Raw genomic sequence first — 25,792 nt, forward strand, 5'->3', positions numbered from 1 at the left:
ACGGATCACTTCCTCGCGGTTTTCGAAGACTCTATCGAAAATTCTTTGCCCTTGGCTGAAAGCTTGATCTTTCCGCCGTTCCTTAGCTTTCCAAACAAAATCTCATCAACAAACAGCGGTTTTACGTCGTTTCTGATTATCCTGTCAATCTCTCTTGCGCCAAACTCCTGGCTGATGCCCTTTTCCTTCAAAAGATCTTTTGCCTTCTTATCAGCAGAAAGAGTGATCTTCTTAGCCAGTAGCTGCTCCGAGAGCTCTTTTAACTTCTTATCAACAACTCTTGTGGCCATGTCATCGTCCATGCTGTTAAAGACAACGACCTTGCTAAGCCTGTTCCTGAACTCGGGCTGGAAGGTGTTCTTGACTGCCTCAGTGAGGACGCTCTCATCCATATTGGTGCTGATAAAGCCAATTCCGCTCTTACCGAGCCTGTTGGCACCGGCATTCGAGGTCATGATGATCAAAACGTTCCTGAAATCAGCCTTTCTGCCCTGGTTATCCGTCAGAGTCGCATAGTCCATCACCTGCAAAAGCACGTTGTAGATGTCGGGATGAGCCTTCTCAATCTCGTCGAGAAGCAGTACACATGAAGGATTCTTCCTGATCGCCTCAGTCAGAATTCCGCCTTCCTCATAGCCCACATATCCTGCCGGCGAGCCGATAAGCTTAGCCACAGCGTGCTTCTCGCCGTACTCACTCATATCGAAGCGGACCAGCTTAACACCCAGCTCCTCGGAAAGAGTCCTTGCAATCTCAGTCTTGCCGACACCCGTAGGTCCCACAAACAGAAGGCTCGCAAGAGGCTTGCCATCCTCGATAAGCCCGGCCTTTGAGAACTTCACGGCGTTCACCACCTGACTGATTGCCTCGTCCTGGCCGAATATCTTGGTCTTTATGCGCTTCTCAAGGGTCTCAAGGCCTGCAGCATCATCAGTATCCACAGTCTCTATGGGCACTCTGCATACACCCGTAAGAATCTCGTTAATAACGTCCTTGTCCACGGTCTGAACCTTCTTGTCCTGTGGATGGAGCTTCCTGTAGGAGCCGGCCTCGTCAATCAGATCGATGGCCTTATCCGGCAGAAAACGCTCATTTATATACTTCGCGCTCATCTTAACGGCGTATTCCATGATGCCCTTGGCATACTTAACGCCGTGATACTTCTCGTACTTGGATTTCAGGCCGTTCAAAATGGCCACAGTCTCTTCCTCAGTAGGCTCCTTGATCTCAACGTTCTGGAACCTTCTGACCAGTGACTTGTTCTTTTCAAAGTATTTCTTGTATTCCTCGAAGGTCGTAGCCCCGATGAATCTGATATGGCCGTCGGTCAGATAGGGCTTTAGCATGTTTGATGCGTCAAAAGAGCCTTCTCCTACCGCACCTGCACCGGAGAGATTATGGATCTCGTCGATGTAGATTATGGGCTTCTCCTCTTTTCCGATCTCTGAGAGGACCTTCTTAAATCTCTTTTCAAAGTCGCCCCTGTACTGGGTTCCGGCCAGCATACCTCCAAGGTCCAGGGAAAAGACCTTTGCACCCTTTATAGCATCCGGAACATCGCCTGCTTTCAGGCGCTCCACAAGCCCATAGGTTATGGCCGTCTTACCGACACCGGTTTCTCCGATGTGGAGCGGGTTATTTTTATCTTTCCTGCAGAGGATCTGAATGGTTCTCTCAAGCTCTTTTTCACGCCCAATAAGAGGATTAACGTCTTTTAACGTATCATTAAGACATGGGGCAAAGAGGCTTATTCCGGCCTTGTCCTCCCTGGCTTTGATACTGCCATCGACATCCTCGGAAATCTCTTCATTATCTGATTCGATGATCGCCATCTCCTGAAGTACGTCGGCTTCGCTTATATCCTGCTGTTCCATGTAATAGACAGCATAGCTGTTCTCCAGGTTCCAGATGGCATGCACCAGGTGACGAACGTGGATCTTGTCACAGCCGCTGCTGTAGGCACTCTGGCCTGCAAAGCTGATTATAAAGTTCGTTCCGATGGAAAGCTCAGGCTGGCCATTCTCAGATTTATCCACATATTCTGCGATATATTTCCTGAGGTTGCCATCAAGCATCCCTAAATCTCCACCGCACTCCTTAAAAGCCTCAGCGAAGGTATCATCGTCAAGTATCATCAGAAGGACGATCTCGGGAGTTACATATTCATACTGATTTTCCGCGGCAAAAGCAACAGCTTTCTGGAAAACCAAAGACGCTTCTTTTGAAAGATCCATATTACGCCTCCTCCACTGTCATTCTGAAGGGAAATCCATCTTTTTTGGCTCTGGCAAGGGCTTTGTTGACCCTGGTAACAGCTATGTCGTATGGGTATCTACCCACAACTGCCTGTCCGTTTTTGTGAACACCCAGCATTATGGCCTCAGCACTGACGGGATCCTTATGAAAAATGTCCACAAGAACAGAAACGACAAAATCCATGGTGGTGAAATCGTCGTTTATCATGATCACGTTATACTGCCTGGGCTCTTTGATCCTGCTATAGGTCTTTTCCTTAGTCTGGCTTCCTGTCGCCATGTCTTTTCCTGCCTCCTGATTTAAAGGGCGTATCAGTTAGTGATGGCATCCACCGTGTCCGCAAGACTCGCCTTCTGCATGCTCGTGGCCGTGGTGGTCGCAGTTAGCTTCGCTGCTGGCTTCCAGAGTTCCTGCAATAAGAGCATCAACTGCAGCATCTGTGCTTCCGCTAACGCCTGCATAGAGCTTTATTCCTGCTTCCTCAAGGGCACGCTGTGCTCCTCCGCCGATTCCACCGCAGATAAGTGTATCAACCTTGGCGATGTTAAGGATTCCTGCAAGAGCGCCACATCCTTCACCGTTTGTGCCAAGGATCTTGGAATCTACAACCTTGCCATCTTCTATATCATAAACCTTAAACTCTTCTGTTCTTCCAAAATGTCCAAAAACATTCCCTTTATCATATGTTACCGCTACTCTCATCATCTTGTCTCCTTTTTTCTTCATACTTACTTTTAATCCATTTCTCTCACTGTCAATTTCGATGTTGCCACCGGCAATGCGAAGTCTCATGCCCTCCACAATAGCGCTGATCATCTTTTTCCTGGCACTCTCATACATGGCTGTCACAGTTGTCCTCGCAACACCCATTCTCACTGCGCATGTCTCCTGATTGAGCCCCTCATGGTCAAGAAGCCTTATGGTCTCATATTCATCGAGAGAAAGCACAATGGTCTCCAGCTCATCCGTATCCGCATCCTCGGGGATAAAGCTGTAATGATCCGGGAAGTTCCAGATTTTTCTGCACTTTGTAGCTCTGGGCATAGTTTTCCTCCATTAATCTAAATTGACATATGTCAGTTTGAATATACAACTCATTCTGACATATGTCAAATATAATCATCCTATCAGCGCCACTGAGAAATCATTTACATTGGTGCCCGTAGGGCCGGTTTTGATGAGGCCGTCACAAGCATCCAATATATGATAACAATCGTTATTCTCAAACATCTGATCAAATCTGGCAAAAGAGATCCTATCACCTTCAAAACTCTTCATTGTATCTCCGTCAACATATCCCCCGGCTGCATCTGTTGGGCCATCGGTTCCATCGGATCCGACGCTGAAAACAGCTACATTCTCAAGCCCTGAAATCACCTTGGCTGCGCCACAGGCTATCTCCTGGTTTCGCCCGCCAAGGCCTGTTCCCTTAAGGTGTACAACCGTCTCGCCACCCAGAATATACGCAATTTTCTCGCCGTCGCATGCATGAGAATAAGTTATTTCTCCAAGGATTTTCCCAACTTCTCTGGCTTCTCCCATCGCTCTATCAGTCAAAAAGACCGTCCTGTATCCCAGTTCCTCACAGCATTTTCCGGCGGCCTTACACAGCTCTTTTACACTACCGATCACGACGTTGGTCGCGTTGCTGATTTCCTTTGGCGTCTCAACTTCTAGGAGCTTCTCAGCCTCCTCGGAGAGCCTTATCCCATATTTCTTCACTATTTCTTTTGCCATTTCACAGGTACTGCCATCCGGTACAGTAGGGCCCGAAGCGATCATATCCAGCGGATCTCCCACAATATCCGAGAGAATTATGCTGTAAATCTTCGCAGGAGCTACAATCTCTGCAAATCGCCCTCCCTTGACTCCGGAGAGTCTTTTCCTGATGGTATTTATCTCATTTATATCTGCTCCGCAAGCCAAGAGCTGTCCTGTTATATCCTGAAGCTCTGACAGATCCACCAAAGGCTTCTCAAATAGCGCACTTCCGCCTCCTGACAAAAGAAACAGTACCGTATCATCAGCAGTCAAACTAGCCACCATTTCAAGCACCTTCTCGGTGGCCATTACGCTGTTTTCATCGAGCACAGGATGTCCGGCCTCATAGCACTCTATATCGGCAAGCTCGCCCTTAACATGCCCATACTTGGTGATCACTATGCCCTTCTCATACGAAACATGCTCCGAAGCTGCCTTCGCCATACTATACGCCGCCTTTCCGACGGCAACAATATAGATATTTCCTGTCAGATCTGCATCCTTAAGCGCACGCACCACCGCTTCTTCCGGCATAACAGCGCCAATCGCCTGCTTTATGATCTTATCCGCATCGCTTCTGAGCTTATAATTCATTTCTTCCCCATCTTTTACTGAATCTGATCAGCAAGTTCCAAAACCTTTGCTGCCACTTTGTCTCTGTCTGCTTTTGTAACCTTTTTGTAAATAGGATACGCAGCGCCAAGCACTGCCATTCCTATGATTCCTATAATAATGCCTGGTATCAGAAAAAGCACCTCACCCACCAGCGCCATGCTCATACCAATTCCAAGAATAAGTGTACCAAGGATACCGATAGCCATGGAGTATATCTGTCCTCTTCTCTCGGCCTGTCTGTCCAGAGCTTTGAGCTGTTCAAACTTATCCTCTTCAGGATTCTCATATTTTCTCCTGATGGCTTCAACCTCTTTTGCCTTATCAGCGCTGTAGTTGTACTCAAAAGTATTGTTTTCGTTCATTTTTATTTCCTCCGTTTATTTGTTTGTTTTTGTTTTCTATGGTCCTAATTATATGGAGGAAGTATTTTTGTTTTGTTTCGCTATTGTTTCTGTTTTATTAAAAAGACACTGTGAAAGCAGTTCCTTTTCCAAGCTCACTTTTCACTGTGATCTCTGCTCCGCAGATGTCGATGACTCTTTTAACAAGTGCAAGGCCCAGGCCATTTCCCTTAGTAGCATGCGAGGTATCTCCCTGATAGAACTTGTCAAAAATATGCTTTCCGGTCTCCTCTGAAATACCACAGCCGCTATCTGAAACCTCAACCCGAATATGGCCCTCAACACTGTGTGCTGTGACCTTTACTGTGCCTCCTTCATCGGTAAACTTGAATGCATTTGATAGCAGATTGTTCCAGACCAGTGATAGAAGCTCTTTATCCGCAGTTATCTGAAGGCCATCATCGATATCAGTATCGAGTTCGATGTTCTTTTTCTCCCAGATATCTTCAAATCCCACAATGCACTCTGCAAGCTGCTCGCCGAGATCATAGGTCGCTTTTTCCGGATAAATCTGCTGGTTTTCCAGCTTGTTAAGCTTAAGTATATTTGTGATCAGCTCCGAAAGCCTCCCGGTCGCATCCGAAATCGCCTTTGCATATTCAAGTCTCTTTTCCTCGGAAAGGTCCTTCGCCTGAAGCATCGTGCTGTAATTTCCGATGACAGACAGCGGAGTCTTGATCTCATGGGACACATTTGACACAAAATCAGTCCTGAGAGTCTCAATGCCGGACAGTTCCTGCGCCATCTTATTGATGTTCTCTGCAATCATGTCAAACTCGTTTCTCCCCGGAATCACAGATACGTCCTCTGCTCTTGCCTTGAAGTTTCCTTTTGCAAGTTCCTCCGTGGCCGCCAGGATCTTTTTTACAGGGTTCTCTATCATAAGCTTTCTCTGTACGCCGTCTATTATGCAAAAGATGAGGCTTAAAAAGAGAATGTTAAGAAATGTCAGGATCGCGTTTTCCTGTATCTGCTCTTTCGTGAAATCAAAAGACCTGAGGAATAAATAAAAGCTACAGGTTACCACAAAACATATCAGAACAAAAAATATGATATATCTTTTTAGCGAAAAAATGCTTCCGGTCTTCTTTTCCATAAATCCTTACTCCTTAGGTACTGCCTTGTATCCCAGGCCTCTTACGGTAACAATCTCAAAATCATCACAGTCCGAAAACTTCTCCCTGAGCTTTGTCATGTAGACATCAACCGCTCTTGGCGTTGCATCGGAGTCCACATCCCAGAATTCATCCATAAGCTGCCCTCTGGTAAAGGTCTTTTTCGGAAAAGACAACAGCTTAAAAATGATGTTGAATTCCCTTTGGGTCAGGGGAATCTCCTCTCCCTTAACGGTAACGATGTGTTCATCTGTATCCATAACAAGGCTGCCAATCTCAAGTCTCTTGGTATTTGCAATTCCGGCCCTGCGAAGAAGGGCGCCCACATGAAGAGTCAGCTCTTCGAGATTTATGGGCTTTACCATATAGTCGTCAATGCCTGCCATGAAGCCTTTTTGCTTGGCTTCGAAGTCTTCACGGGCAGTCATGAACAGGATCGGAATATTCTCGTTGAGCCTTCTTACGGTTTCTGCAAATTCAAAGCCGTCAATCCCGGGCATCATAATGTCTGAGATGATCAGGTCAAACGTCTTTCCATACATCTCATCATAGGCATCCTGGGCATTAAGGCAGCCAACTGTCTCATATCCTTTTGTCTTTAGGTATTCACAAACAGTCTTATTAAGATCTGTATCATCTTCAACAATCAGTAAATTAAACAAACTCTAACACCTCCTGATACGTTTTTACGATAATATCGTACCATAGAAATGTTAGAGTTTTGTTGCTGAAATTTATCTGTATGAACTTTTTTATGCAATCTTTCCGACAGCCTTGAGCCATTCAACCTCATCGTGGATGGTCTCACGGTATGATCTTGTGTGATAACCAAGTTCCTTCTTGGCTTTTGAGGAATCAAAAGCGTTGTTTCTTGCGAGGTTATATACCGAGAAAGTAGTCATAAGAGGCTTTGTTCCGCGGATCTTGCCCATGGTCTCCATCGCTCTTCCCATAAGGTTTGCTGCCCAGATTGGAAGGAACATCTTAACAGGCTTGCAACCTGACTCATCACTGACCATCTTGGAGAAATCCCTGAAGGATACCGGTTCGTTGCCAAGGATGTAGCACTCGCCCTTTTTACCTTTATCTATGGCCGCTATAGTGCCGTCTGCCAGATCTCTTACATCACAGAGGTTAAAAGAGCCATCGATGCCGGCAGGCATGTCTCCGTTAATGATCTTTATCAGTGTACTTGTTGTCTCACCTACTGCAAAATCCTCAGGTCCAAGTATTCCGCTGGGATGTACAACGCAGGCATTAAGCCCTCTTTTCTCAACTGCATCAAGAACTGCCTGAGTTGCAAGTGCCTTGGACTGACTGTAACAGCCAAGTACTTCATCCTCATTAAACTCTTTTACTTCTTTAATCTTTGTTCCCTTAGGCTGTTCCGGAATAGCTCCGGTTGAGCTGCAGTATACGAGCTTTTTGCACTCAGGATGTTCAAGGCAAAGATCAATGATGTTCTGCGTGCCACCGACATTTACATCCATTACTTTCTGGTTGTATTCGGGATTCACCGAAACAATACTTGCAATGTGAAGTACGATTGTCTCTGTATCCTTATCTACTGTGAAGAACTTCTCAAGAGATGCCTTATCTGTAAGATCTCCCTCAACAATCTCAGCTTCCTCGGGCACGAACTTCATTGCCGGGTCATTTGGGAGAACGAAGGCTCTTACCTTGTCGCCTCTCTCAACGAGCTTTCTGCAAATTGTTCCTCCTAAAAATCCTGCTGCGCCTGTTACTAAATATATTCTCTCTGACATAATTTCTTTTCCTTTCGTGTGAATTGTATTTTTAAATGTTTTTATGTTTCATTTGATGTTTCACAGTTTAGGAAAAGAATATTTTTGTTTTGTTTCCTTTATGTTTCTGTTTTATTAAAAAAACTAATCCGCGCCACTAATGAGTTTGATATTTGCATCAAACATCTTCTTTGGCAGTACTGCTCTGTAAAAAGACTGATAGGCTTCCCACATGGCACTTTGGTCTAAACTGCTACTTCCTCCGATACTAATTATGATGAAAGGCACGCCAAAGCACCTGACTCTCACCCCGGTATCAGAGCATCCGTTTCTGAAATAGAACGAAACACGCCTCTCCTGAATCTCTTTTTCCTCTAAGGACTCAGCATAAATTGGGTCTTCGACCTCTGCGATGATCATCTCAGCATCAGTGACATGGTCTCTTAGAAGCTTAAGGATATCAGCGCCTCTGCCTTTGTTTCTTTCTTCGGGATATATTGCAAGGTAATCGACAAGATATCTTTTCCCCTGCTTTACAAGAAAAGTGTAGCCCAAAAGTCCTGCACCGTCTGATAATCCGAGGCACTCATAGATGCCCTCGTCCAGGGCCTTAAGGATCATCTTCAGAGGTTTGAGTTCGTCTTTTTTGAAATCATGGACCATTCTCTCCTCGTAAAGAGAAGTGACCCGGTCTTTATCAAGTGTTATCAGCTCCATCCCATCACCTCAGATACTTGTTCAGCGCAAAGAGACTGTTCTTGGCGTCGTTATAACCAAGCCAGTACAGATGTCCCAGCTTGTTCATATTGCTCTCCACACGCTTGACCGTAACATGCTCTGACGGCGCAATCACGAAGATCCTGCCCTCTTTTTCAAGCCTGTCTATCTCATCGCACTCCTTGTTGTAGTCTGCGCCCATAGCCATCAGCTTTTTTGCAAACTCAGGATTGTCTTTGTAAAAGCGCTCAGCGTAGGTCTTCGAGGACTCTTTCTTCCTGTAGCCCCTCTCTCTTGTCTTTATTACAACTATGTTCTCATACCCCTGCTCAATTGCCCATTTGTAGGGAATATGGCAGCTGCAGCCACCGTCAAGGCATCTCTGACCGTCAACATCTACCATTGGCGACACGTAGGGCATCGACGCTGAGGCCTTAATTGCGCTTAAAATGTCTTTGCATTTGCCTTTCTCGAAATACACGGTTTTGCCGGTGTCACAGTCCGTAGCCACAGCTATGAACCTCCTCTGCGGGTCGTAAAACGTGGTTTCATCGAGTTTTCCTAGCTTCTCATTTGGCCTGATGGCAAAATCAATATTCAAGGGACTGTGGGCATGAAGCACGGCCTGAGCACCGATATAATCCGGGTCGTGCCTGAACTCAAGGTTACATCTGGCAGACCTTCCAATCTGTCCGGAAGCGTAGTTGAGCGCCGCCATGGCTCCGGCACTAACTCCGATCACGCACTCAAAATTCAGGCCATTCTCCATCATGAAGTCCATAACGCCCTGATTGTACATGCCTCTGAATGCTCCGCCCTCAACAACAAGGCAGCCCTTGGTAAGCTGCCCTCTTGCGTGTCCGGTCGGTATTTTATCTAAATCTTTGTAAACATTTCGTCCGTGACTCATGTCACCTTACTCTCCGTATTCTCCGTATTCACAGCCGATGTGCGTTGCTTCCACTTCGTCTACCAAAACCAGCTCATCGTCTTTTTTGTCATATAGCTTAATCGTGCCCCAGCCATTTCCGCCGTTCCAAAGATGATTGTGGTTCTTCTGGCCGTCCGGCGATTCATAGTTGATAAAGAGCATGTCCTTCTTTAGACAGTGAACCTCAGTTTCCATCGCCGCCTTGATATTTTCCTGCCTTACATGCCAGATAACTTCATCCTCTTTTTCCTCGAAGCTAAACTCAGTTTTAACGAGGAGATGAAGCTTTGAGAAGTTGAAGTCATACTCTTTTCCCTCGTAATAGAAGACGCCCAGAAGCCTTCGATCCAGCGGCACAAAGTAAATCTTCGGCCTTCCGCCTCCGATATCAAAAACGCTGTTCTTTAGCTGTTTTCCTGTCTTTTTGCTGACCAGGCAGTTGGAAGATAGCCATACCCAGGGGCTTGTGAAATCTCTTCCCCAGTTTTTATCGGCATATCCATAGCTCTTTTCCGGAGTAACGATGTACTTCCTTCCGTTAAACGTAATCGTTCCGCCATAGGCACTCTTCATGCCCTCAGCGTGCCAGTACATGGCAAAGGCCTCCGCATCCCTTAAAGGCTTACTTGCACCGTAGCCTACGTTGAAGGCAATCTGCTTGTCGATGACCAGGTCAAAAGAGATCTCGCCTGCATCGCTCATTCTCTCAGGAAATGCAGCAGCTGCTTCCTTTGATACAGCGATATGCCCCCTCAGGGCGGACTCGGACGCAAGGCAGTCGTCTGCTGTTATCTTATACGGCGCACTACCATGGATCCTAACGACTTTCAGAGAAAAGAACCTGTGGAGCTGGCAAGCATCTTCGCCCCAGGTCCCGGCTTTCACCATCAGATACGACGGGCGTTTTCCCTCTTTTTTGTTCTTCGGGAGCTGTCCCAACACGGGATCATCCTCCGCAAGCGCAGGATTACAGATAAAGAATTCAATAAAGAAAGGCTTATCCTCTCCTGTCTGCGCATCCTGTGCAGTAAATGAATGCCACCACCAGTCATAGCCCTGATGCGCCAGTGGCCCCTGCAGCATAAATGCATCTCTTCTCTTGCTGTGCACATTAAATCTATCAATTGCCATAACTATCCCCTCACTAAAAAAATGGAGCATACGGGAAGCGCTCTTAAATACGCTAATGCCCCAATTCGTGATTATTTATATTATATCACTAAAAGCTACGTCTCTATTTGGGCGTGGCATCTTTTGTCATGTCCCGGAGACCATATCCTTCCGTTTTGCCACAGATTCTTGCTAGCTACAGACTCTTGTACTTGATTTTTTCATGTCCCGGAGACCATATCCTGCCGCTTTGCCACAGGTTCTGGCCAGCCACAGACTCTTTTACTTGATTTTTTCATGTCCCGGAGACCGTTTCCTACCGTTTTGCCACAGATTCTTGCTAGCTACAGACTCTTGTGTCTGAATTTGTCATGTCCCGGAGACCATATCCTTCCGTTTTGCCACAGATTCTTGCTAGCTACAGACTCTTGTGTCTGAATTTGTCATGTCCCGGAGACCATATCCTTCCATTTTGCCACAAATTCCCTAAATCAAAAAACACCCATATCGGCATAAGCTAGTTTTTGCTGATATGGGCATCATATACCACCTGTATTCATTTCTTAATCAGCTTGGAGAACTCCAATGCCTTTCCAACGTCTCCATCTACCTTCAGCTTACCGATTGTAAATGCTGCAATCGGATCAAGCTTGCCACTAATGAGCTTGTTGAAATCATCAGACTTCATTGTGATAGCGCAGTTTCTGTCGTGATAGTCATAAGGCTCTACATTTACTTTATGGTCTTTGACCTCAACGTAGAAGACTCCCGGATCACAGTCTGTGAGGTTGATCTGAACTGCCAGGAAATCTACGCCTGATACATCGGTGGTTTCAGCCATTTTCCTGACTTTGGATAATACAGTTTCGAATTTCATTTGCACAAGCCTCCTTTTTATAAATGGAGCATACGGGACTTGAACCCGTGACCCCCACACTGCCAGTGTGATGCGCTCCCAACTGCGCTAATGCCCCAATTCGTGATTATTTATATTATATCACTAAAGCGTACGCTTCTATTAAATCATTCTCCATATACAGCCAAAGCTGTCCATTGGTGGTAGAAATTATTTGGTCAGAAATCTATGTCATTCATATTTTCTATATATACAGCTAAAGTACCCTGTGGGCGTAGAAAATTTTTTCACTGAAAACTTTTATCACTCATATTTTCTATATATATGCAAAAAAGTGCCCTGTGGGCATAGAATTTTATAAATCCGATGTTTTCATTTTCTATATATATGATAAAAAGTGTCCTCTGGGCATAGAAAATCAGGCAGATAAAAAATTAATGTCTAAATTCTTTCTATATATATTCGAAAAAGTACCCTGTGGGCGTAGAAAACAGTCGGATCAAGCCTCATGCAAGGCCTAGTGCAGCCTTTATACATAATCCATCGGCTCACAGAATAACATCCACATACACTTCGAGATACGTATCCAGTGCATCGATCAGATTCGCCCCCGACAGCAGTTTTACCAGCATTTCAGCGATCTGCTCGGACAATACCACGACCCTATCGCTCATATTCAGGTTATCAGGCATATATCTGATATGCTCCCAAGCTGATAATGAGCAATTTGCTTCAGCAAGCTCTTTTACCAGCCTGCTGAACCTTCCGCCTGAGTCAAGCTCTTCCAGCGCCCTGTACGTCCACTTGTAATATGGCGGATAAACTCTTTTTAAAAGAAAAAACAGCTCCATTGCAGCCTGTAGCCCTGTTGCCTTGCAGATCTCTGCCGCAACGGTATCTTTTCTGGCCATGCATCTTGAATAATTAACCTGAAGTGATGAAGCGAACCTGTGGAGTTCATTTGCTATTCGCTCTCTCCATATCTTTTCCGGATAATAATCAAGAAGGGTCTTCCTAAATGCAGAAAACTTACCAAGATCATCCCTAAAGATTTCACCGTTCACAGCAGTTGCAAGGCAGGAATGATCCAGCGCTCTCCACGTTTCATCAGGCATAAGGTTTTCTTCAGCGTCAATTTCGGTCCCAAGAACGTACGAATAGAAGCCGTTTATAGTCATAACGCCTCTCCTCTGACGAAGTCTGTCAGTAAGATCAGCCCCGGGAGTAGCGTCTACCAGCTCGTTATATGCTATGGAAAGAAGTCTTCCAAACCGGTGAAAATCCTCTTCAGATAGCCAGAGGCAAACTCCGGTTCCGAAGTCGTGATCCCTGGAAATATAGTCATCAAAACCAAAGCAGTCGGACCCTTCTCCCGAAAGTCCAACTGCTATATGTGATTCGTATTCAGCAAACTTCTCACGGATCATAGGCGCAACCTTATTCTCATAAAAGCGCCTGCTTTTGTCGAAAATCTCTGAATTCATAATCTGTACGTTTATCTTACGCCTCAATTCGTGATCTTATCGGTCACAAGCTCTGCCCATGCAGGAATAAAGCCTGCTCCGAGCGCAACCTTTTGTGAAGCTATGTGTCCCATGGACGTTCCATAATATGGAAGATGTCCACTTTCAAGTATATCATTCTTAAGAAGCGAAACCAGTATCTTGCCGATTCCAAGCCTTCTTCCGGCAGGCTCGACATTGATGCCGATCTGCCACATAAGCGGACTATCCAGACTTGCTCCTGCCATTCCGAGGATAACTCCGTCCTTGATTGCCGCAACACCAATAATATCAGGCGCTGTTTCGCAGAAGGTAAAAGCCTCGTAGAATCTGCCATCGTCCCTGAACTGCTCTATCTCTTTTCCTCTATACCACTTAATATCGTAGCCTTTGGTATCGACTTCAGAGACAGTCTCTGAAATATAGAACGGATGAGCCATACCAATCTGATATCCGTCCTGCGCAAAGCGTTCATTTAACTTGCGCATGTTCTTAACTTCCAAAAACCACTCAGAACCCTTTTCGGAATAGTTCTCTCTGCACCACTCTACGATGTCTTTTCTCCCTGTGAAAAGAATCTTTCCATTCACCAGAACAAGTTTAAGATAGCAATCTTCCTTCTCATGATATCTACGCCTGCCATCAATAAACCTATGTTCCGTAAAGTGATTCTTTTCATCAATAACATCTTCAGGATTGCAGCAATAATCTATAGCCAGCTGTCTGCATAATATGTCATTCATTTTTTCGCCACCTCATTTAGTAAGTCAAAACCATTATAGCATTGAATTACCCTATTCGTGCGCAAAGAGTGTGCTCCTTATTCATATCATGATAAATATATATTTTGGCCCCGGAAACGTCATAAGATGCAATTATGTCCCGGAATTCATAGTATTCTGAAGCCTGATCTGTAAATTCATTTTCATATTTCTCAAGTAGCGAAGGCTCAAAGGCAAGCGTCTTCCCATTCTCAAAAATCGCCGTATAAAGAATTCCCGCCTCGACAAGATCCTGGAAAAAGTGGCTTCCATACGACAACTCAGGATTGTAGCCCACCTTAGAATCTGCTATCTCACAGACTGCATCGAACTCACTGATATCCGCAAAAGAAGTGGGTACACCGAGCTCAGGAGACGTTGTACCGACTCTTCCCGGCACCATAAGGAGCATATGCTTGCCTTTACCGCGCATCTCCCAGTTTATATGGCCTATCGCCCTCGCTATCTTATTCTTGTCCTGATAGGGCATGCTGTAGTATTTGACGGGATCCACGTAGACGATTCTGTCCAGTTTTTCAGCCCTGGAAAGCCCCATCGCAGAATTTCTGCACTCATAAAGCACATTCTCCACCGCAATATCCGTTGGAATCTCCATGTTCTCAGTGTCCTTAAACACCTGAAGAGGCCTGCATTGCAGGATATTTATCACATAGTCTCCGCCTTCAGAGAAATTCATGGTAAATTCTATGTCTACCGGATACTGATATTCCTCCTGGATAACATGCAGAATTTCCTTCATCTGCTCCATCAGCACGTCCTTTCTGACAATTCCGAGGCACGAGATAAACTCAATATCCCTGTCCTCACCTCTGTCCCTGAACATCCGCTCAGTGTCGATGTCGTGCTCCAGTAAAAGCCGCCTTAGTGAAAATGGAATGTACTTCTCTATATCATCGAGCGATATCCTTTCAAGCTTCCTGGATGCCCTGTTCATAACTTCAAGTTTTCTCTGCGAGTACTGATGCTTTTCAATGGAGTTCCTGGCATTGGTGGCAAGCGGCTTATCAAGACTCACTAGCCTCGGATATGAGCCTTCTGTCCTGTCTACAGCCGACGTTCCAAGCCCCATGACAAGGCGAAGCATTCCCGCCGACTGATCCAGAGATTCCATAAACTTGTACGGACTGTAGGAATAACCAACCCCCGCAGCGCATGGCATGTAGAATTCACCATAGTAAGATCCTGAAACCCTCTGCACCAAAAGAGCCATCTGCTCGTCCCTCTCCTGCAAGCCTCTCCTGCTGCGATAATCAAGTGCAGATCTGCTCATAGTGCTGGCATAGACAGTCCTTATGGCGTTCTCCAGCTCCTCGATGCGCTGCTCCATACTTCCCGAATTTGAGCAGAAGACCGACTCATATTTCCCAGCAAACGCATTTCCGAATCCATCCTCTAAGATTGAGCTGGATCTGACAATTATAGGGTCCTGACCGTAGTATTCAAGGAGTTTAACAAACTGCTCTTCCATTTCTCTGGAAAAAGAGCCTTTAAGGAGCCTCTCAGCAAACTCATCAGCCAGGGAAAAGAACTCTTCCTTGGTCCTCTGCCTGATTCTGAGATCCCAAAACTTATTTTCAACAATGTATGTGTAAAAGACATCTGAACCTATATAAAAGGAATCGTGAGGCTCCAGATATTCAAATGTTTCCGGCATCCTGTGCTCGATTATCTTTCTTGCAAGCAGCATTCCACAGGCTTTTCCGCCGATCATCCCCGTTCCTATCATGCGTTCTTTTACTGAAAAATAGTCTTCCGGGGTAAAAAGCTCTTTTACCATGCTGCGAAGCTTCTTATCACGGGTCATCATGATGTTGCACATTCGACCGCAATTATCGCTGACATCTGCTCCTGCTTCATGCATAACTCTTGTTATGTTAAAAAACCTGTCCCAGCTATCCATGTTGTCGGAGTCAGTCATAGAGCCGTTCTTGCCCAAAACCTGATAGAAGTGACTGGCCATAACTCCATCCAAAATAGGATAAAAGTCTCCGTTTTCCGGATTATAGATATGTGGCAGGAACATGACCTCCGAGTACCTGTTCCAGACCTTGTCGGGCCTTACATAGATGTTCTTTTTATCAGAATAAACATCCAGAAACAGCTGCGTTGTATCCCTGATCTTGGCAATGGCCTGAAATGAGTGTTTGCCTCTGATAAGCGGAAAGAACGCCACTGTATCAAGGATAAACAGATAAGGGCATGTCACCTGGAAGAAGTTCCCCATCATGAGATCCGTAGCCCAGGCAGTCTGAAGGTCAGAGAGGCAGTCAAAGACATAGAATGCATCCCGTCCTTCTTTGCTGATGATCTCATGGATCTCCACAGTGAAATTCTCAAACCGGTGGTTTAATTCAACATGAACAATCTTAAGTCCCTCCTGTTCTTCCAGGAGTGGTTCATGGGATGCAAACCTGATGTAGATTAGATTTCTTTTGTCATCTATTGCCTGCTTAACATAGGGCTGTACAAAGAGCTTGAACTCTTCGAGGTCGTCAACCCGCCATACAACGTTATCGCCAAGCCTGATGTTGTCGAATGCCTTGTCCATCTGCATAATTCCGGAACACACTCTGTCAAATGCTGCCATAATACTACCTCCTGTGTTATAGCGCTAAATGCAAACAAAAAAAGACAAAGGTGCTTTGATCAAAAGCGCCTTTGCCTTCACCAATATTATATATCTTACTCATCCTTTTGCAAATGCCTGTGTTACAGAATCCATTATCTCAGTTTTATCCGCATTCTTCGACAATTTCTTGGCAGCAATAGTAATCTTGTCCAAAACCGTACTTGAGAGTGAATCCTGCAAAATCTTCTTGGCCCATTCCATATCATCCAGCGTCTTCTTGCCCGTGGCGATCTGCTCAAATACGTAAGCAGCTGCTTCTCCCAGAGCAAATACGATGGTTCCTGAGATTATTGCATTAACTGAAGCAGCTCCCAGATTGATACCGGGAATCAGCTTAAGCGATGACACCAGCGCCTTTCCTGTAAGGCTGACCGTCCCTATATCCACGATGAGCTTCAGCAGCTCTTTTGCCTTCTTGGTCTTTTTGATGCCCCAGATCTTGAATATGGACTCAATTTCCAAAGACTCCGTCGGCTTTAAAATCATAAGATCCACCGCCGGAATCGCGATGCCTCCCGCTGTTATTCCTGCAAGAGTAGCCACGCTGACTACAGCATGGGACATAGCTCTTTTTCTGGATAAAAGATATTTCGCCATATCCTTTTCAGAAGCCTGAAGGCCCACAGGTAAGAGCTCGTTCGTGAGCTCAATGAGCTCAGTGATTCCCATCGGCGCCAGCATCTCGCCTTCTTCGGTCTGCTTGGGCTTTGCAATGACCGATACAACTTCCGTCAGCCTTGTAGCATATTTTTTCTTGGACAAAAAAGCTTTCTCCACAATCTCTTTTGTCTGCTTAACATCATCTTCTTCATAGGACTGCGTGATCACGACAACAATCGGAACATCCTTCCATAAACTGATGGCATCCATGAAAGAATCTATTGTTTTGGGAAAGAGCTTTGATGTATATTTGTCCACGCAGAACCAGATCGCGCTGATCTGATGCTCTACTTTCTTAGCCTTTATGGCATTTCCCGACCACTTTTTTACAGCATTTACCGCGCGCTGCTCCTTGAGAAGCCCGGGCTCAATGCCGACCGTATCAATCAGCCTGAATGGAACTTTCTCATTCTCATAAACCCGAAAATCCTCATGCTTGCCCGCGCTGGCTGCTTTGGGCTTTTTCATCGCCTCATCGCCCAATACAGTCTTTATAAGTGTCGACTTTCCTACTCCATTAAAACCTACTACCAGAACATTTGGCTTTTCCATGGTTTTTCTCCTATGTGCGATGCCCCCCGTTCAATACCCAATCTACTTTTGCACTATTAATCATATCAATTTGCCGTGAAATTAAAAGTGTTAATTTGAATATTTTCCAGTTAAGAATCAATTAAGAATTACGCAAGAGACATCTTAAGACTTATTAATTTTATCGCGGTAAAGTAAGTATAGTAACACACGTAAACGATTAAGTATGAGGGATAACGTTATGATTAAAAAATTATTGGGAAACAAGAGATTACTTATAATAATCGCCGCAGCCATCGCAGTACTCACAGTAGGTGGCGTTTCAATCAGCTCCAACGCAGCAATGTCAGTAAGCGCCTACGTTGTTGATAAGGGCGTCATCGACAGTGAAGTTGAGGTTAACGGAACCGTTGAGAGCAATACAGACCGAAGCTACTATTCGGATGTAACTGCCAAGATCGCTACCATCCATGTAAAGGAAGGCGACTTCGTAAAAAAGGGCGATCTCATCATCTCCTATGACCTTGAGGAAATCGAGCAGCTTGAGACCATGGCAGAGCTCAAAGCCCAGGCCGATCTTGGAAGCTACAACAATTCCATGCAGACAGGTGGCCGTACAGCAGGTCTATATTCAGAGGCTAAGACAAATCTCGCGGTTCTTGATCAGCAGATAGCCGACACACAGACAGCCATCGCAAACACCCAGAACAAGCTGGCTCAGAGGAAAGCAGATCTTGCAGACTTCGGTGCAAAGCTCCAGATATCTCTTATCGACTGGGCCGACAAGCCTGATTCCGATGAGTATGAGAACCTCCAGAAGCTCGTTCAGACCAATGCTTATGAGCAGCAATACGCTGACGACATCGTACAGATGCAGGAAGAGCTCAACGCTCTGAACACTCAGCTTTCAAACTACAAGGAATACAAAGCGGAAATGACCAGCCAGAAAGCCAGCACCGTCATGGGTCTTATGACCTCCGGCGCCAAGGATCAGCTCGCAGCCGTAAAAGAATCCAATGAGCTCGCAACCTCCCTTGAGCTCGAGGATTATGCCAAGGCAAAAGAGGGAATCCGCGCCGAGTTTGACGGTGTTGTGACCCAGATTGATGCCACAGAAGGTGGCAGCGTTGCAAAAGGCGCAAAACTCCTCACCCTGAAGTCCATTTCTGATATAGTAATAAAAAGCAATGTAAACAAGTATGATATAGTAAACATTGAAGAAGGCCAGCCGGCCACAGTAAACATCAAGAATAAAGACTATGAAGGCAAGGTTTCAAGGATCGAGCGCATGACCAAGGACTCCGGAACCGGCACAGGTATCGGCATTGAGATAACTCTCGATAAGCCCGACAGCGACATCATCCTTGGACTTGAAGCCAAATCAAGGATCCACACTTCCGATCTCACCGATGTTACCCGCATTCCTCTTGAGGCCCTCAACGAGGATGAGGAAGGCAGCTATGTCTTTGTCGCAAGAGACGGCAAGGCGGAAAAAGAATTTGTCGAGTGCGGCCTTAGAAGCGATGATATGGTCGAAGTTAAGTCCGGCATTGACGAAGGCTGTCTCGTAGTATGGAAGGATTCTGTGGAAATAACCGACGGAATGGGCGTAAAGGTGAATAAATAATGTCAATAGAAAAGCAGAAAATACTAAGTGCAAAAGATCTTTCCAAGACCTTTTCAAATGATTCCGTGCAGCAGCACGTACTGAAAAACTTAAATATTTCTATATACAAAGGGGATTTTACTGTAATCATGGGCAACTCCGGTTCCGGTAAGAGTACTCTCCTATATGCTCTCTCAGGTATGGACAGGCCCAGCATGGGCACCATAATGTACTATACTGACGAAGACGGCACAGAGACTGATATATCGAACTTCAGCAACGACAAGCTAGCCATGTTCAGGCGCGATCACGTGGGCTTTGTTTTCCAGCAGAACTACCTCAATGACAGCATGAGCGCCCTGGACAACGTCATGGTCTGCGGTCTTTTAAAGAACACCGACAGAAAGGCTCTCGCAAACAAGGCAAAAGAGCTTTTAGAGAGCGTAGAGATCGGAGAGGCCGACTTTCGCAAGTTCCCCACCCAGATGTCCGGTGGCCAGCAGCAAAGAGTTGCGGTGGTCAGAGGCGTTATAAACAGTCCGGAAGTTCTTTTTGCAGACGAGCCGACAGGCGCCTTAAACTCCCAGAACACAGAGAACGTCCTTAATATCCTCTCAAACCTCAATAACGAGGGTCAGAGCATTGTAATGGTAACGCATACCATCAAAGCCGCCGAGCGCGGAAACAGGATAATCTACCTCTCAGACGGAATTATCAGTGATGAAATCGACCTCGGTCCCTACGCCGGGGATTACAAGGATGAGTCCAACCCTGATCTTGAACACGCTAAAGAGCGCCATCAGCGACTTAAGAATTTCCTTCAGGACATGGGCTGGTAATCCTTACCTTTTTGAAAGAGGAACATACAGTGTACAGATTTTTCTTTATTGCCAAGAACAACATAAAAAAGCAAAAGAGCGACATGATCACCTTCTTTATCCTCTCTGCTCTCTCAGCTCTTTTTATCTTTATAAGCGCTTCTTTCCTGGCCGATACAGGAAAGGTTGTCGATACCAACAGAGAAAAGATAAACTCCGCCGACATCTTCGCATTATGCGGACACAGCGAGCCTGTCATAGCCAAGCTCGAAGAAATAATAAAAGGCAATGTTTATCTCAAAAACTATGAGACTGAAAATTACATTGAATGCAGCTCAAAATACAGATTAAAGGGCTCCAAGACCTGGATCGAATACCCCTTCTACATCAGCAGTTACGAAAAAGAAATGAAGATCCAGACTCTTAGTATCGATGCATCCGGGTTTTCGGGACATGATGTAATAATCCCGATTTCGCTGAGTACCACCTTTGATATCGGCTCCACTCTGCAGCTTAAGATAGGCGATAACGTCTATGATCTTAACGTAGCAGGCTACAATGAGGACAATCTCTTTTGCTCACCCCTGAATATGGGAATCTACAAAATGTATGTATCTGATAAGCTCTATGAAACCATACTCTTTGAAAACCCAAAGGGTGCCCTTGAAGGCCGCTATATCAAGACACAGCTTACAGATACTGCCAAAAAAAAGCACATTGATACAAACACTCTCTCAGACGAACTCGGTGACGATCTGATGAACTGGTACAACGAATACTCCAAAGCTCATCCCGATGCCGAAATGACCAGTGTCAATATTGTTCCCGCTGAACTCATGAAGACAGGTTCCATGATCCTGCCTATGGTCTTTGTGGTAATGATCTTCCTTTTTGCGGTGATCATGCTTACAATAGCGATTGTTATTATAAACTTCAGCGTCAAGAACTTCATCATGACAAACATGAAAAACACCGCTATCATGGAGGCTTCAGGCTATACAGTAAGGGAACTGGTACTGATTCTCTTGTGCCAGCTTCTGCTTGTGGCCGGAATCGGAGCGTTTATTGGAATTGTTATCGGCGCGCTGCTGATTGACAAGATCGGGATCATCATCCTTATAACTCTGGGCCTTAAGTGGAACCAGCCCGTGAACATCACTGTGGCACTTGGCGTATTCTTAGGAATTTGCCTGCTCGTTGCACTCCTTACCGTCTATCTTGGACGAGAGTACAGCAAAGTCAGCGTTTTATCAGCCTTAAGAGGCGGCGTAAACACGCATAATTTTAAAAGAAATCTCTTTTCCTTCGACAAAACGGCTCTTCCGATCGCAGTTACTCTCGCTCTGAAGGACACTTTCGGAAGGTTCAGAAATCAGCTTGGCGTCATCTTTATCATGATGATCCTCTCCATATCTACCATCGTTGCCTTCGGCATGATGGACACCTACGGAAATGACGCAGGCGTGCTGGAAATGGGCGGTTTTGATGTATATGACGCATTCTTCTCAGGTGATGAGGCTATGGAGAACACCATCCGGGGCCTGAAGTGCGTAGAAAACACCAGGCGCGAGGTCTGGATGAGCGTCAACTACTATTACAAGAGAAACAAGCAATCTATCACCACAAGGTCTTTTTCCGACACATCAACAATTGTAGGCGGATCAATCATTGAAGGCCGCTGGCCAAAATACCCCAACGAAGTCATGCTGGCCACCAACACCTCCATGAGGCTTGGCGCATCAGTTGGCGACGTGGTAATGGTCAAGAACGACATGGCCGAGGAATCCTATATTGTATGCGGAATATCCCAGACCATGAACAACATGGGAATGATGGCCTTTATGACAACAGAAGGCCTCTCCAAGGTCACAGCCCTTCCGGAAACCATGCAGGTCTGCGTCACTTTTAAGCCCGGTGTGACCTTTAAAGAATTTGAAAAAGAGTTTAAAGACCTCTATCCCGAAGAGGCGGTAACAGACTATCAGGAAGCTGCTCACCAGACTGTAGGCCTTATTACAAGCGGAATGAAAGCCTTTGCTTTCTTTGTAACGTTCCTTACCATTCTTATCGTAGCCTTTGTTGAGTCCCTGATTGTCAGGACCAACATCAACAAGCAGTGGAGGAATCTTGGCGTCAGCAAAGCCCTGGGCTTTACCTCCCGCCAGCTCATCGGCCAGGTGATGATGTCCAACATGCCTTCGATACTCATAGGCGTGTCGACAGGTCTTTTGCTCTCTCCTATCCTTGGCACCAAGCTCATGGTAGCGACCATGGCAATATTCGGTTTTAAGAAGATCAACTTCAATATAGAGCCGATATCGTACCTTCTTACTGCAATTATCATCTGCGGAGTAGCTCTTTTGACCGCCGCATTCATGGGTCGCAGGATAAAGACCCTGGAGCCGGTTAAGATGATTACCGAAGAATAGGCACTATGTGATACAATAATCCATACGGAGATAAACTATGCACTACAACTGTCTTATTGTGGATGATGAAACTGAACTTGCCAAAATGACTGCTGAGTATTTCAGGATGTTCGACGTTTCCACGGAGTTTGTGGATAGCGCTGCATCCTGCCTCAGTTTCTTTGACGAGGGCAACACTGCCGATCTGGTGCTCCTAGACATCAACTTAGGAGACGGCTCGGGCTTTGATGTCTGCAAAAAACTTCGCGAAGAAATGCAGCTTCCGATCCTGTTTATAAGCGCAAGGCAGAGCGACGATGACGTGCTGATCGCCCTGTCCATCGGCGGCGATGACTACATCAAAAAGCCCTACAGCTTATCGGTGCTGCTGGCCAAGGTCAAGGTAAACCTAAAGCGGATAGCCCAGCTGAAAAACGCTCAAAGCTCGGCGACAGAAGCGGATACACCTGCAGACACGGCTCAGTCCGGCAATGATAGCGGCTTTGCAATGGACAGCCCTACCATGTCGGTCATCATAGACGGCAACAGCATCCCACTCAAGGCCAAGGAATACGCGCTCCTTGACTGCCTATACAAGCATCACGACACCATAGTCAGAAAGGAAGTCCTCTTTGACGAAGTGTGGGGAGATACATATTTCAGCGACAGTACGCTCAACGTACACATCAGGAAACTTAGGGAAAAGATTGAGGAGAACCCAAATGAGCCACGGCTCATAAAGACTGTTTGGGGAACAGGATACATTTTAGAGCTGCCATGAAGAGTTTAAAGCGGATATTTATTTCTTTTACCATATTTATGCTACTTATACTGATCCTGTTCTACACCCTGAACAGGAAGACGGTTTATGGCAAAAGAGATATCGTCTACTACAATGATCAGCTCCACAAAGTCAGCAGCGACATAGAAAGCGGAATGTCTGAGGCCGACGTGGAGGACAAATACTCCTGTCACATCATTTTTGCAAAAGAGATCGACGACCCGGAGCTTTCCCAGCTCTACGCCTCAGGCGCTCTGGTGCTGGACCTTAGTGTTGACGGTCAGTACGCCGGGAAAGTTGCCTGGAATGACAGGGAAGATAACTTTGACAATACCAAACATCAGATTTTAAAAGTCGCATTGGCGCTGTGGCTGGCAGTGCTCATTTGTGGCTATCTTTTGCTGTTGTACATGTACACAGTCTTTTTAAAACCCATCGAAGAACTCAAAGACTTTGCAACAGATATCGCAAAGGGCGACCTTGATAAGCCCCTTCCCATCCGCCGGACAAATATGTTCGGCAGCTTCGTGGAAGGCTTTGATCTCATGCGCGAACAGCTAAAGCTTTCCATCGATAGAGAGCGCACAGCTGAGATTGCGCGAAAAGAGCTTATTCAGGGACTAAGTCACGACATAAAGACTCCGCTGGCTGTCATCAATGCAACCTGCGATGTTCTTGACCTTAAATATTCCCGTAAATTAAAAGAGCTGTCTTCTGACCCATCAGCAACGGGCAAAGACAGCAGCATTTCAGAATGTAACGATACTCTTGATAAAGTAAGAACCATATCTGCCAAGGCCGACACTGTAAGCTCGCTCCTAAGCGATGTTATGCATGCCAGCCTTGAAGACATGGAAAAGATCAGTATTAATGTCACCGAGGAAAGCTCGGTTCTCATCGAGGAAAGGATAAAGAGCCTCTCCTCCTTTGGAAATATCATACTCGAAAACCACATCCATCCCTGCCTTGTCTACATGGACAGACAGCGCATGGAACAGGTAATCGATAACATCATCGGAAACTCCGCCAAATACGCAGGCACGGATATCACAGTGAGCTTCTCTGTAGCAGACGATATCCCTAATGAAAGCGGCAAAAGCGAGAGCTTCATAAAGATCAGGATCCGCGACAACGGCCCCGGTGTCGATAAAGACGACCTTCCGCTCATCGCCGAGAAATACTATCGTGGCAAGAATTCCACCGACAAATCCGGCTATGGCCTTGGTATGTACCTCTGCAAGATGTACATGAACAAACAAGGCGGAGGCATGGAGTATTACAACGACAACGGTTTCGTTGTGGAACTGGTACTAAGGAAGGTATAAGCCATATATTTCCGGCCTTATCAGTCCTTCTTAGACTTCATGTATCTGTCCATATCCTCTGCAATCTGCTTGGATACTGCTACTGCAGCAACAACTGTCTTGGCGCCCGTAACCACATCTCCGGATGCGAAAACGCCGGGAAGTGAAGTCTCTCCGTTGGAATCTGTGGCAAGATTGCCCTTCTCGTTGAGCTTTAGGTCTTTTTCACGAGTTACGATCCTGTCCTGCGGAACCTGTGAAATTGCGATTATCACACTGTCAGCAGGAACCAGTTTTTCAACGTTCTCATCATCTTTAAATACCGGTCCGTCATCCTCAATCCTGACAATAGACTTTCTGTACTCAAATTTCACGCCGTCAACCTTGGCATATTCAAATTCTTCGGGCGAAGCGCTGACTTCATCGCCTCTCACATAGACAACAACATCTTTTGAGCCGTGTCTTATAGCAGTTCTGGCAACATCCATGGCTGCATTTCCTGCGCCGATTATCGCAACCTTATCTCCAAGCTCGTAAACATCCGGATTATTTAAATAGTTTATGGCGTAAAAGACATTTCCGAAGGTCTCACCGGGAACCCCGAGCTTTCTTGGTCTCCAGGCTCCGGTACCGATAAACACGCTCTTATATCCGTCATTTAAAAGGTCTTTTATTCCGGTAGATCCGCCGATGGAGAAATTGGGCCTGAACTTGATGCCCAGTTCGCGCATTTTCTTGTAATATCTGTCAAGGATCGACTTGGGCAGCCTGAACTCCGGAATTCCGTAGCGAAGTATTCCGCCAATCTTGTCATGAGTCTCAAAAACAGTGATGGAATATCCCTTTAGTGCCAGTATTATCGCAATAGTGATCCCCGCAGGTCCTGCACCAATAACAGCTGCTTTCATTCCGTTTGAGGGAGCAGGTTTAAGATCAAGCCTCTCAAAACATGAGTCGGAAATGTAATTCTCAATTGAAGAAATGTGCACAGGCTCCCCCTTTATGCCTCTTACACAATTTCCCTCGCACTGATTCCCATGGTTGCACACAAGCGAACAGATCATGGACAGCGGATTATTCTCAAAGAGCATCTCCGCAGCCTCCATCATCCGATTTTCCTTGAAAAGACGTATCATCTTAGGAATATTGGTGTGAATCGGGCATCCGTTTTCCCTGCATATGGGGTTGGTACACTGTAAACAGCGATTTGCTTCATCGATAACATGTACAGACATATCATACTCCTCCACTTTATATGCTTTTT

General features: G+C 45.8%; 22 protein-coding genes and 1 tRNA gene. 5 read left to right on the top strand and 18 right to left on the bottom strand.

Translation table 11 applies throughout. The annotated features are described in order from the left end of the window. Positions 1 to 5: 5 nt before the first annotated feature. The 17 genes from G633_RS0105050 to G633_RS0105130 all read right to left on the bottom strand — a co-directional run bounded on the left by G633_RS0105050 (position 6) and on the right by G633_RS0105130 (position 17,632). A complete protein-coding gene (locus G633_RS0105050; protein ID WP_026519246.1) occupies positions 6 to 2,234 on the bottom strand; it encodes an AAA family ATPase in 2,229 nt (742 codons plus the stop codon). A gap of 1 nt (position 2,235) precedes the next feature. Further along, positions 2,236 to 2,535 (bottom strand): ATP-dependent Clp protease adaptor ClpS, encoded by a 300-nt coding sequence (locus G633_RS0105055; RefSeq protein WP_026519247.1) that lies wholly within the window; start codon positions 2,533 to 2,535, stop codon positions 2,236 to 2,238. Between the two features lie 36 nt (positions 2,536 to 2,571). After that, positions 2,572 to 3,300, bottom strand: a complete 729-nt coding sequence (locus G633_RS0105060; protein ID WP_026519248.1) for a NifB/NifX family molybdenum-iron cluster-binding protein — start codon at positions 3,298 to 3,300, stop codon at positions 2,572 to 2,574. Positions 3,301 to 3,375: 75 nt separating this feature from the next. Next, positions 3,376 to 4,611 (bottom strand): glycerate kinase type-2 family protein, encoded by a 1,236-nt coding sequence (locus G633_RS0105065; RefSeq protein WP_026519249.1) that lies wholly within the window; start codon positions 4,609 to 4,611, stop codon positions 3,376 to 3,378. A gap of 14 nt (positions 4,612 to 4,625) precedes the next feature. Continuing rightward, positions 4,626 to 4,994: a hypothetical protein gene (locus G633_RS0105070; RefSeq protein WP_022767596.1), complete on the bottom strand. Its 369-nt coding sequence runs from the start codon at positions 4,992 to 4,994 to the stop codon at positions 4,626 to 4,628. 97 nt (positions 4,995 to 5,091) lie between these two features. Beyond that, positions 5,092 to 6,129: a HAMP domain-containing sensor histidine kinase gene (locus G633_RS0105075; protein ID WP_022767597.1), complete on the bottom strand. Its 1,038-nt coding sequence runs from the start codon at positions 6,127 to 6,129 to the stop codon at positions 5,092 to 5,094. 6 nt (positions 6,130 to 6,135) lie between these two features. Next, positions 6,136 to 6,810, bottom strand: coding sequence for a response regulator transcription factor (locus tag G633_RS0105080; protein WP_026519250.1), 675 nt, complete (start codon positions 6,808 to 6,810; stop codon positions 6,136 to 6,138). A 90-nt stretch (positions 6,811 to 6,900) separates the two neighbouring features. Continuing rightward, positions 6,901 to 7,914 carry an NAD-dependent epimerase/dehydratase family protein gene (locus G633_RS0105085; protein WP_026519251.1) on the bottom strand — a complete coding sequence of 338 codons (1,014 nt, stop codon included), beginning with the start codon at positions 7,912 to 7,914 and terminating at the stop codon, positions 6,901 to 6,903. A 123-nt stretch (positions 7,915 to 8,037) separates the two neighbouring features. Continuing rightward, a complete protein-coding gene (locus tag G633_RS0105090; protein WP_026519252.1) occupies positions 8,038 to 8,610 on the bottom strand; it encodes an N-acetyltransferase in 573 nt (190 codons plus the stop codon). Positions 8,611 to 8,614: 4 nt separating this feature from the next. Further along, complete coding sequence (locus tag G633_RS0105095) at positions 8,615 to 9,520, bottom strand: patatin-like phospholipase family protein (protein WP_051199969.1); 906 nt, start codon at positions 9,518 to 9,520, stop codon at positions 8,615 to 8,617. A gap of 6 nt (positions 9,521 to 9,526) precedes the next feature. Then, a complete protein-coding gene (locus tag G633_RS20065; protein WP_196804233.1) occupies positions 9,527 to 10,672 on the bottom strand; it encodes a tocopherol cyclase family protein in 1,146 nt (381 codons plus the stop codon). Positions 10,673 to 11,207: 535 nt separating this feature from the next. Beyond that, positions 11,208 to 11,528 carry an SCP2 sterol-binding domain-containing protein gene (locus G633_RS0105105; RefSeq protein WP_022767603.1) on the bottom strand — a complete coding sequence of 107 codons (321 nt, stop codon included), beginning with the start codon at positions 11,526 to 11,528 and terminating at the stop codon, positions 11,208 to 11,210. Positions 11,529 to 11,552: 24 nt separating this feature from the next. After that, a tRNA-Ala gene (locus G633_RS0105110) sits at positions 11,553 to 11,625 on the bottom strand. 430 nt (positions 11,626 to 12,055) lie between these two features. Beyond that, positions 12,056 to 12,991 carry a DUF4037 domain-containing protein gene (locus tag G633_RS17480; protein ID WP_051199973.1) on the bottom strand — a complete coding sequence of 312 codons (936 nt, stop codon included), beginning with the start codon at positions 12,989 to 12,991 and terminating at the stop codon, positions 12,056 to 12,058. Between the two features lie 23 nt (positions 12,992 to 13,014). Beyond that, complete coding sequence (locus tag G633_RS0105120) at positions 13,015 to 13,752, bottom strand: GNAT family N-acetyltransferase (protein WP_026519255.1); 738 nt, start codon at positions 13,750 to 13,752, stop codon at positions 13,015 to 13,017. 46 nt (positions 13,753 to 13,798) lie between these two features. Continuing rightward, complete coding sequence (locus G633_RS0105125) at positions 13,799 to 16,378, bottom strand: PEP/pyruvate-binding domain-containing protein (RefSeq protein ID WP_026519256.1); 2,580 nt, start codon at positions 16,376 to 16,378, stop codon at positions 13,799 to 13,801. A 99-nt stretch (positions 16,379 to 16,477) separates the two neighbouring features. Continuing rightward, on the bottom strand, positions 16,478 to 17,632 hold the full coding sequence (locus G633_RS0105130) for a GTPase (RefSeq protein ID WP_026519257.1): 1,155 nt from the start codon (positions 17,630 to 17,632) through the stop codon (positions 16,478 to 16,480). Between the two features lie 220 nt (positions 17,633 to 17,852). On the opposite strand from G633_RS0105130, the gene G633_RS0105135 reads away from it, so the two are divergent. From G633_RS0105135 to G633_RS0105155, 5 genes are read left to right on the top strand one after another with little or no spacing between them, the layout of a single operon-like run. Further along, entirely contained in the window at positions 17,853 to 19,238 is a 1,386-nt protein-coding gene (locus G633_RS0105135) for an efflux RND transporter periplasmic adaptor subunit (protein WP_026519258.1), read from the top strand. Beyond that, positions 19,238 to 20,056 carry an ABC transporter ATP-binding protein gene (locus G633_RS0105140; protein ID WP_035770756.1) on the top strand — a complete coding sequence of 273 codons (819 nt, stop codon included), beginning with the start codon at positions 19,238 to 19,240 and terminating at the stop codon, positions 20,054 to 20,056. Before G633_RS0105135 ends, G633_RS0105140 begins: the two co-directional genes overlap by 1 nt. A gap of 29 nt (positions 20,057 to 20,085) precedes the next feature. After that, positions 20,086 to 22,464: an ABC transporter permease gene (locus G633_RS0105145; protein WP_026519260.1), complete on the top strand. Its 2,379-nt coding sequence runs from the start codon at positions 20,086 to 20,088 to the stop codon at positions 22,462 to 22,464. Between the two features lie 37 nt (positions 22,465 to 22,501). Continuing rightward, on the top strand, positions 22,502 to 23,224 hold the full coding sequence (locus G633_RS0105150; RefSeq protein WP_026519261.1) for a response regulator transcription factor: 723 nt from the start codon (positions 22,502 to 22,504) through the stop codon (positions 23,222 to 23,224). Continuing rightward, positions 23,221 to 24,549, top strand: coding sequence for a HAMP domain-containing sensor histidine kinase (locus G633_RS0105155; RefSeq protein ID WP_026519262.1), 1,329 nt, complete (start codon positions 23,221 to 23,223; stop codon positions 24,547 to 24,549). The genes G633_RS0105150 and G633_RS0105155 overlap by 4 nt, the downstream gene beginning before the upstream one ends. 20 nt (positions 24,550 to 24,569) lie before the next feature. Here the strand turns inward: G633_RS0105155 and G633_RS0105160 are convergent, their stop codons facing one another. After that, a complete protein-coding gene (locus G633_RS0105160) occupies positions 24,570 to 25,763 on the bottom strand; it encodes an NAD(P)-dependent oxidoreductase (RefSeq protein WP_026519263.1) in 1,194 nt (397 codons plus the stop codon). Positions 25,764 to 25,792 lie beyond the last annotated feature (29 nt).

The organism is Butyrivibrio sp. FCS006 (assembly GCF_000424525.1).
Classification (GTDB): Bacteria; Bacillota; Clostridia; order Lachnospirales; family Lachnospiraceae; genus Butyrivibrio.